The sequence below is a fragment of the Priestia sp. FSL W8-0524 genome, from assembly GCF_038005965.1.
Classification (GTDB): domain Bacteria; phylum Bacillota; class Bacilli; order Bacillales; family Bacillaceae_H; genus Priestia; species Priestia zanthoxyli.
In genome coordinates this window covers 69511-78389 of the sequence record NZ_JBBOUG010000004.1, presented here as the reverse complement: position 1 = coordinate 78389, position 8879 = coordinate 69511, and the positions used below count along the sequence as shown (strand labels likewise).

Below are 8879 nucleotides of genomic sequence, written 5' to 3'. Positions count from 1 at the left end.
GTTCCTCCTTGGCCGTCGCTTACTACGACACTAAAGCTATCTACCCCGTTGTAATTTTCATTTGGCGTATACGTGTAGGTTCCGTCTGGATTTACTACCACCGTTCCATTCACCGGACCTGTCAGTAACCCGTATGTTAGGGGATTTCCGTCCACATCTGTTGCCACCACTTGGCTATTTAAACTCGTGTCTTCGTTGATCACAAACTCATAGTTCGGCACCACTGGTACATCGTTCACTGGCGTGACCGTCACAAATACATTTGTCACTATAAATGCGCCCGACGGGTCGCTTATTAACACCGTAAATGTATCCGGACCATTATAATTTTCATTTGGCGTATACGTGAACGTACCATCTGGATTTACCACTGCCACTCCGTTTGTTGGCGGATCTTGTAAGCTGTACGTCAGCACCTCTCCATCTGGATCAAACGCTGTAATTTGACTCGATACTGCCGTATCTTCATTGGTAACCAACGTCACCACCACTGGACCTACTGGTGGATCGTTTACTGGCAGAATCGTAATCGTGATGGTGGAAATGGCCGTTCCTCCTTGGCCGTCGCTTACTACGACACTAAAGCTATCTACCCCGTTGTAATTTTCATTTGGCGTATACGTGTAGGTTCCGTCTGGATTTACTACCACCGTTCCATTCACCGGACCTGTCAGTAACCCGTATGTTAGGGGATTTCCGTCCACATCTGTTGCCACCACTTGGCTATTTAAACTCGTGTCTTCGTTGATCACAAACTCATAGTTCGGCACCACTGGTACATCGTTCACTGGCGTGACCGTCACAAATACATTTGTCACTATAAATGCGCCCGACGGGTCGCTTATTAACACCGTAAATGTATCCGGACCATTATAATTTTCATTTGGCGTATACGTGAACGTACCATCTGGATTTACCACTGCCACTCCGTTTGTTGGCGGATCTTGTAAGCTGTACGTCAGCACCTCTCCATCTGGATCAAACGCTGTAATTTGACTCGATACTGCCGTATCTTCATTGGTAACCAACGTCACCACCACTGGACCTACTGGTGGATCGTTTACTGGCAGAATCGTAATCGTGATGGTGGAAATGGCCGTTCCTCCTTGGCCGTCGCTTACTACGACACTAAAGCTATCTACCCCGTTGTAATTTTCATTTGGCGTATACGTGTAGGTTCCGTCTGGATTTACTACCACCGTTCCATTCACCGGACCTGTCAGTAACCCGTATGTTAGGGGATTTCCGTCCACATCTGTTGCCACCACTTGGCTATTTAAACTCGTGTCTTCGTTGATCACAAACTCATAGTTCGGCACCACTGGTACATCGTTCACTGGCGTGACCGTCACAAATACATTTGTCACTATAAATGCGCCCGACGGGTCGCTTATTAACACCGTAAATGTATCCGGACCATTATAATTTTCATTTGGCGTATACGTGAACGTACCATCTGGATTTACCACTGCCACTCCGTTTGTTGGCGGATCTTGTAAGCTGTACGTCAGCACCTCTCCATCTGGATCAAACGCTGTAATTTGACTCGATACTGCCGTATCTTCATTGGTAACCAACGTCACCACCACTGGGCCTACTGGTGGATCGTTTACTGGCAGAATCGTAATCGTGATGGTGGAAATGGCCGTTCCTCCTTGGCCGTCGCTTACTACGACACTAAAGCTATCTACCCCGTTGTAATTTTCATTTGGCGTATACGTGTAGGTTCCGTCTGGATTTACTACCACCGTTCCATTCACCGGACCTGTCAGTAACCCGTATGTTAGGGGATTTCCGTCCACATCTGTTGCCACCACTTGGCTATTTAAACTCGTGTCTTCGTTGATCACAAACTCATAGTTCGGCACCACTGGTACATCGTTCACTGGCGTGACCGTCACAAATACATTTGTCACTATAAATGCGCCCGACGGGTCGCTTATTAACACCGTAAATGTATCCGGACCATTATAATTTTCATTTGGCGTATACGTGAACGTACCATCTGGATTTACCACTGCCACTCCGTTTGTTGGCGGATCTTGTAAGCTGTACGTCAGCACCTCTCCATCTGGATCAAACGCTGTAATTTGACTCGATACTGCCGTATCTTCATTGGTAACCAACGTCACCACCACCGGACCTACTGGTGGATCATTTACTGGCAGAACCGTAATCGTGATGGTGGAGATGGCTGTTCCTCCTTGGCCGTCGCTTACTAGTACGGTAAATTGGTCAGTTCCATTAAAGTTTGCATTCGGTGTATAGGTATACATCCCATCTAACCCTACGTTTACTATTCCGTTCACTGGAGCATTTTGTAACGAATAATCCAGCTGATTACCATCAATATCAGTTGCAATTACCATAGAAGTTACAGGTGTGTCTTCGTTAGTCGTCAACTGATAATTTGGAACAATTGGAGAATCATTTATTGGAATAACTGTAACGATAACTGATGCAGTAGCATTTCCTCCTAAGTTATCAGTTATATATACTACAAAAGCATCTGAACCGTTAAAGTTTGCATTCGGTGTATACGTAAATATTCCTGTATTAGAATCAATTGTTACTACTCCATTAATGGGTGGGTTTTCAATAGTGTAAACAAGTGGATTTCCATTTACATTAGTAGCAATTACTTGATTTGTTACTGGTGTGTCTTCATCAGTAGAGATTTGCAAATCCTGTGAAGTTGTAGTTCCGTTTGTTTCAAGGACCGTTACAAAAATAGTCGATAGTGCAGTGGCTCCTTCTGGGTCTGTTATTAATATGGTGAATTGATCATTACCTATGAAATTGTTATTAGGTGTATAAATGAATGTACCATCTTGATTTATGACGGCTGCACCATTATCTGGATTTTGTTGAAGAGTATAGGTTAGAGTAACGTTGTCAGGGTCTGAAGCAGGTATGCTGCTTGTAACAGGAAGATTAATGGTCGTTGTAACAGCTCTATCTCCTCCTACTGGCGGATCGTTTACAGGCACTATTGTTAAGGTCACAGTAGAAAGGGAAGTTCCTCCTTTACCATCTGATACCAGCACACCAAAAGTATCCATTCCGTTGTAATTTAAATTTGGTGTATAGGTAAATACTCCATTTGCCCCTAATACAACACTTCCATTTGACGGAGGCGGATTCAGCAAAGTAAATGTCAACGGATCCCCATCTGGATCAAAAGCTGGAATTTGATTTGTAAGAGGTGTATCTTCATTAATTGTAAATGCTAAATCAGCGGTGATTGGAGGGTCATTCACTGGAATTACGTTTATTGTAACGGTCGAAACCGCCGTTCCCCCCTGACCATCTGACACCAATACCGTAAATTGATCTGTCCCATTAAAATCTAGGTTTGGCTGGTAGCTAAATGTTCCATCTCCATTCACCACAGCTACTCCGTTTACTGGCGCAACCTGTAGCTGATAACTAAGAGGATTTCCATCCACGTCCGTTCCTACCACTGCTCCTACCACAGGACTGTCTTCTTGCGTACTAAACGTGTAATTTGGCACCGTCGGTGCGTCATTCACTGGCGTGACTATTACCGTCACCGTTGAAACTGCCGTTCCTCCTTGGCCATCTGACACCAACACTGTAAACTGATCCGTCCCATTAAAGTTCAGGTTCGGCTGATAACTAAACGTTCCATCCGTATTCACCACGGCCACTCCGTTGCCCGGTGCCGTTTGTAAGCTAAACGTTAACGGATTTCCATCGGGATCTACCGCCACTACTTGATTGATTAACGTGCTATCTTCCGCAATCGTAAAGCTAACATTGGACGTAATTGGGGGATCATTGACAGGGATAACGTTGATGGTCACCGTTGAAACCGCCGTTCCTCCCTGACCGTCTGACACCAATACCGTAAACTGATCCGTCCCATTAAAATTCAAGTTTGGTTGATAACTAAACGTTCCATCTGCGTTCACTGCAGCTATTCCATTTGTTGGACCATTTTGCAGCTGATAACTAAGAGAATTTCCATCCACGTCCGTTCCTACCACTGCTCCTACCACAGGGCTGTCTTCTTGCGTACTAAACGTGTAATTTGGCACCGTCGGTGCATCATTCACTGGCGTGACTATTACCGTCACCGTTGAAACTGCCGTTCCTCCTTGGCCATCGGACACCAACACTGTAAACTGATCCGTCCCATTAAAGTTCAGGTTCGGCTGATAACTAAACGTTCCATCCGTATTCACCACGGCCACTCCGTTGCCCGGTGCCGTTTGTAAGCTAAACGTTAACGGATTTCCATCGGGATCTACCGCCACTACTTGATTGATTAACGTGCTATCTTCCGCAATCGTAAAGCTAACATTGGACGTAATTGGGGGATCATTAACAGGGATAACATTAATGGTCACCGTTGAAACTGCCGTTCCTCCCTGACCGTCTGACACCAATACCGTAAACTGATCCGTCCCATTAAAATTCAAGTTTGGTTGATAACTAAACGTTCCATTTGCATTCACTGCAGCTATTCCATTTGTTGGACCATTTTGCAGCTGATAACTAAGAGGATTTCCATCCACGTCCGTTCCTACCACTGCTCCTACCACAGGGCTGTCTTCTTGCGTACTGAACGTGTAATTTGGCACCGTCGGTGCATCATTCACTGGCGTGACTATTACCGTCACCGTTGAACCTGCCGTTCCTCCTTGGCCATCGGACACCAACACTGTAAACTGATCCGTCCCATTAAAGTTCAGGTTCGGCTGATAACTAAACGTTCCATCCGTATTCACCACGGCCACTCCGTTGCCCGGTGCCGTTTGTAAGCTAAACGTTAACGGATTTCCATCGGGATCTACCGCCACTACTTGATTGATTAACGTGTTATCTTCCGCAATCGTAAAGCTAACATTGGACGTAATTGGGGGATCATTGACAGGGATAACATTAACGGTCACCGTTGAAACTGCCGTTCCTCCCTGACCGTCTGACACCAATACCGTAAACTGATCCGTCCCATTAAAATTCAAGTTTGGTTGATAACTAAACGTTCCATTTGCATTCACTGCAGCTATTCCATTTGTTGGACCATTTTGCAGCTGATAACTAAGAGGATTTCCATCCACGTCTGTTCCTACCACTGTTCCTACCACAGGACTGTCTTCTTGCGTACTAAACGTGTAATTTGGCACCGTCGGTGCATCATTCACTGGCGTGACTATTACCGTCACCGTTGAAACTGCCGTTCCTCCTTGGCCATCGGACACCAACACTGTAAACTGATCCGTCCCATTAAAGTTCAGGTTCGGCTGGTAGCTAAACGTTCCATCCGTATTCACCACGGCCACTCCGTTGCCCGGTGCCGTTTGTAAGCTAAACGTTAACGGATTTCCATCGGGATCTACCGCCACTACTTGATTGATTAACGTGCTATCTTCCGCAATCGTAAAACTAACATTGGACGTAATTGGGGGATCATTGACAGGGATAACATTAACGGTCACCGTTGAAACCGCCGTTCCTCCCTGACCGTCTGACACCAATACCGTAAACTGATCCGTCCCATTAAAATTCAAGTTTGGTTGATAACTAAACGTTCCATCTGCGTTCACTGCAGCTATTCCATTTGTTGGACCATTTTGCAGCTGATAACTAAGAGGATTTCCATCCACGTCCGTTCCTACCACTGCTCCTACCACAGGACTGTCTTCTTGCGTACTAAACGTGTAATTTGGCACCGTCGGTGCATCATTCACTGGCGTGACTATTACCGTCACCGTTGAAACTGCCGTTCCTCCTTGGCCATCGGACACCAACACTGTAAACTGATCCGTCCCATTAAAGTTCAGGTTCGGCTGGTAGCTAAACGTTCCATCCGTATTCACCACGGCCACTCCGTTGCCCGGTGCCGTTTGTAAGCTAAACGTTAACGGATTTCCATCGGGATCTACCGCCACTACTTGATTGATTAACGTGCTATCTTCCGCAATCGTAAAACTAACATTGGACGTAATTGGGGGATCATTGACAGGGATAACATTAACGGTCACCGTTGAAACCGCCGTTCCTCCCTGACCGTCTGACACCAATACCGTAAACTGATCCGTCCCATTAAAATTCAAGTTTGGTTGATAACTAAACGTTCCATCTGCATTCACTGCAGCTATTCCATTTGTTGGACCATTTTGCAGCTGATAACTAAGAGGATTTCCATCCACGTCCGTTCCTACCACTGCTCCTACCACAGGACTGTCTTCTTGCGTACTAAACGTGTAATTTGGCACCGTCGGTGCATCATTCACTGGCGTGACTATTACCGTCACCGTTGAAACTGCCGTGCCGCCTTGACCATCGGACACCAACACTGTAAACTGATCCGTCCCATTAAAGTTCAGATTCGGTTGATAACTAAACGTTCCGTCCCCATTCACCACAGCTACTCCGTTGCCTGGCGTTGTTTGCAGACTAAACGTTAACGGGTCTCCGTCAGGATCTACTGCCACTATTCGATTAATTAACGTGCTATCTTCCGCAATCGTAAAACTGACATTGGACGTAATTGGGGGATCGTTTACGGGGATGACATTAATCGTTACTATTGAAACCGCCGTTCCTCCTTGGCCATCTGAGACTAATACTGTAAATTGATCACTTCCATTAAAATTTAGATTTGGCTGATAACTAAATGTGCCATTTGCATTTACTACGGCAATTCCATTTGTTGGCCTATTTTGCAGCTGATAGCTAAGAGAATTCCCATCTACATCGGTCCCTACGACTGCTCCTACCACAGGGCTATCTTCTTGTGTAGTAAACGTGTAGTTTGGCACCGTCGGTGCATCGTTTACAGGCGTTACTGTCACTGTCACTGTCGAAACTGCTGTTCCTCCTTGCCCATCTGACACCAACACCGTAAACTGATCATTTCCGTTGAAATTTAAATTGGGGGTATACGTGTAAGCTCCACTATTAGTTACGACAACTGTGCCGTTTGTTGGGGGAGATTGTAATTGGAAAGTAAGTAAGTCACCATCTACATCTGTAGCTTGTATCTGACCAACTAAAGGGGTATCTTCATTAGTAATAACTGCATAGTTTTGAGTAACGGGATTATCGTTTACAGGCGTATTTATAATGGTTACTACAGAAGTAGCTGTTCCTCCTTGCCCATCGTCTACAATAACTGTAAATTGATCGGTTCCATTAAAATTTAAATTGGGGGTATAGACAAATTGCCCATTAGGATTAACAGTTACTACTCCATTAGCCGGTCTCGTGCCAATACGGTAAGTTAGAGGGTTCCCGTCAATATCATTGCCAATGACTGTTCCAATTGCTACAGTGTCCTCCGGATTTGTAATAGTATAATTAGGAACTGTAGGAGGAGTGTTAATAGTTGTTACACTATTGACAGGAGAAGCACCTGATCCGGCTAATATATTTCCTGGTGTACTTTCAAATTGGTAATTAATAAAGACTTGATTACCAAGAGAAGAGATTGCTGTCAGAGGACCAACTACTCTAACCTGATATGTCAATACTCGAGTTTGGTTAATATTTAATGTACCAAGTGACAGGCCATTTCGGATATCTGCATTTGTCTGAGTAACTCCATCCACTTGCAAACTATTAGGAATAAAAGTTGTTGCTGAAGACAATGGATCTGTAGCTATTAGAACATTGGCAGAAGCTGTACCAGTATTACTTACTTGGACTGTATAAGTAATAATATCTCCTGTTCGAGCGGATGTAACATTGGCAGACTTTGATACATTTAAAACAGGTGCATTAATATCTACTTGAAGAGCTAAAGCACTAATAACGTAAGTATCTCCACTCGTCGTTCCACGTACGACGGCACTGGTTTGGTTATTTGATAAACGAGCTGAGACGTCAATATTGGTAATATCCCACCCCTGCCTCGCACCGGATAAGCTACCTCCTGGTGTGCTATTTAAACTGCCAAATTGTCCACTTGTATCTAATACACCACTATCATTATTAATTTGAGAAGCAAAAAAGTTATTTACAGGGTTATTCGGCCCCGAAACTGGTTGTAAAGCTGCAACCGTAGGGCCAAATTGGAGCTGATCACCTACTATAGCTGAATCCCCTTCAATAGCACTTACTAATAATCTACCATTTACTGTTCCTGTAATAGGCGTACCAAACCCAGTTACAGCTGCCGTAGAGCTTCCTGTAGCTGAACTTGTTAATTCTGCTCCAACAAAAATGGACAAGTTACGAGATTTCTGTAAAGGATCAGCATAGACTACGGCCAATGTCCATCCAGCTGCATTGGCATTGTTTTCTGTTGTACTTTGTGTTCCTGGAACTCCTAATACCGAATAAGTACCTGATTGAGAGATTAGGTTCGTAACATTTGCACTACGAACGTAATAAAAGCTTGAAGTTGTTAAGGTAAAACGTGTAGCCGTGTCTGGCTGCACGCTAACTGTTCTGGTAGGAGTAATAAAAGTCACAGCGTTATTTAAAGCTGCGCTAACATCTTCTCCACCATAAAGATAGCTTCCACCCCATATTAATTCTGCATAAAGAATTTGAGTAGTGGTAGATGGGATTCTTAAAACTGCACTAGAAGAGCTTTGTAGATAATTTGCCGTAGTTCCTGTAGGAAACGATCCATCTATGGAGCTTGGATTTACACTGAAAAAAGTTCCTATTGAGCCTGCTGTTCCAGGAGCATTAGCATTGGCTTGTTTATTTAAGCCAAAAGTGTTTCCTGTAAATGTAACAGCCCCATTAGCATTGGTTAAAAACCGATTAACATATGGCATTTACTCACCTCTCATAATAAAATAAATCGTAACAGTATATGTAAAGTACCAATAGAAATGTGTATATAGACCCGTCTCATTTTGGGTACAAAAGATAATATTTTTCAGATTGTTAAATCG

At 44.2% G+C, this 8879-nt stretch carries 1 protein-coding gene; it reads right to left on the bottom strand.

Going from position 1 to position 8879, the window contains the following annotated elements; translation table 11 throughout:
- A partial coding sequence (locus NST66_RS28735) for a tandem-95 repeat protein (RefSeq protein ID WP_340843870.1) occupies positions 1–8759 on the bottom strand: 8759 nt, incomplete at its 3' end.
- Positions 8760–8879: the final 120 nt, after the last annotated feature.